We start from the raw sequence: 1,872 nt of genomic DNA, 5'->3' as shown, positions 1-1,872 counted from the left end.
TAAACGATTGACAGATTTATATGACTTCATCGCTTGCAGACTTGTCCCCACAAATGATCGAGTGAGCCCAATTTGGGTTTAAGCTTAAACGAGCCGTCATGGTTTTATAGCGATTTTGCCATAGCTTGTCTGTTTGTGTATCTTTCAATGCGTCAGGTATGTTGTCTGGCGAGGTGCACCAAGTAATTCCACGGTAGGAGACGCGCCGAGATTAGGAGTTCCGGCAGATTGGACTTCTTCGCATCAATATAAAGTCACGGCTGCCAACGGAGTATCAAAAATATGGACAATAAGTGTTGTACTGAATAAATAAATGGATATTTGTTGGCGGTGATATTATTAAAAACAGAATCATCTAAGCGGAGGGAGGAGTTTTTACCAGCTTCTTCCTTCGCTTTTTTGCGAAAAGAAGCATCGTTCGTATAAACAAGAAAATCTGATAGTATGTGCTGAATGTCCGTTGCTTTTGTTTTCAAAAGTCAAAAAAAAGAAAAAAAACAACGATATGACTTGCTTTTTTCGATTACTTTTTCTAAATTGCCGCCGTTTCTGACAGTGTATTCTGTCGAGTTAAAGTATTTTTAAAAGAAAGGATTGAACCATGAAAATCGGAGTTCCAAAAGAGATGAAGGACAGCGAGTGTCGTGTAGGAATGACCCCTGCAGGCGTTGCCGAGTTAACAAAACGTGGTCATGAGGTTTATGTGCAGCATACGGCCGGTGAAAATAGCGGTTTTGCCGATAGGGAATATGAGGCTGTCGGCGCTCGTATCTTGCCATCGATTCAGTTGGTGTACGAAACAGCAGATATGATCGTGAAGGTGAAAGAGCCTGTCGAACCGGAATATGCGCTGATAAGGAAGGGTCAAGTGGTGTTTACCTATTTTCATTTTGCTTGTGATAGGCCACTTACGGAAGCCATGATGAAAAGCGGAGCTGTATGTATAGCTTATGAGACAGTGCAGAAAGACGACCGGTCATTGCCGTTGCTGATTCCGATGAGCGAGGTCGCAGGCCGTATGGCCGCGCTCAATGGAGCCTATTATCTACAGACGACAAAGGGTGGCTCGGGTAAGTTGATTGGCGGAGCGCCAGGCGTTTTGCCGGCGAAAGTATTGGTGTTGGGTGGTGGAACCGTAGGAGGAGCTGCTGCAAGAATGGCTGCCGGAATGGGTGCGGACGTGACGATCGCCGATATTTCACTGCCTCGATTACGCCAGTTGGGGATGGAGCTGCCCGTAAACGTGCATACGCTTTATTCTTCAGAGTATACAATCCGTAAGTTGCTTCCTGAAACCGATATCGTTATAGGGTCGGTACTGGTGCCAGGGGATAAGGCTCCGCATCTCATTAGTCGTGAAATGCTTAAATTGTTGCAACGTGGCTCTGTTCTTGTTGATGTGGCCATTGATCAAGGAGGGTGCTTTGAAACCTCTCATCCGACAACCCATTCTCGTCCGATTTATGATGTGGATGGCATTGTTCATTATTGTGTAGCGAATATTCCGGGCGCTGTGCCTAACACGTCGACGATAGCCCTGACCAATGCAACGCAGCGATATACCGTGGCTCTGGCTGATAAAGGCTGGCGACAAGCCTGCAAAGACGATGTAGCCTTGTATAGAGGGCTGAATATTGTAGGTGGTACAGTGACATTTAAGGCCGTGGCCGATGTATTTGGATTGCCTTACGAACCGCTGATGCTGTGACGGTATGTCTAAGGGAAGAATCTTGAAGAGGGCCTTTTAACCAATAGTGTCCTAAATATTTTTCAAATTAGTGGGGACAGGTTTACAGGTATCGATGATATCTACCGCGCCCTGAATTATCTTTACATATACCATCAAAAAAGTGGCATTATTTTGAAAAAGAA

Annotated in this window: 2 protein-coding genes; both read left to right on the top strand. The window is 45.2% G+C overall.

Translation table 11 applies throughout. From position 1 onward, the window contains the following. The first annotated feature begins 133 nt into the window (after window positions 1-133). Window positions 134-313, top strand: a complete 180-nt coding sequence (locus tag JHU38_RS12600) for a DUF5018-related domain-containing protein (protein WP_394370918.1) — start codon at window positions 134-136, stop codon at window positions 311-313. A gap of 288 nt (window positions 314-601) precedes the next feature. Next, window positions 602-1,708: an alanine dehydrogenase gene (ald, locus tag JHU38_RS12225; RefSeq protein WP_107581709.1), complete on the top strand. Its 1,107-nt coding sequence runs from the start codon at window positions 602-604 to the stop codon at window positions 1,706-1,708. Window positions 1,709-1,872: the final 164 nt, after the last annotated feature.

The organism is Prevotella illustrans (assembly GCF_017426725.1).
Taxonomy (GTDB): Bacteria; Bacteroidota; Bacteroidia; order Bacteroidales; family Bacteroidaceae; genus Prevotella; species Prevotella illustrans.
This window is presented reverse-complemented; position numbering and strand designations above follow the sequence as displayed.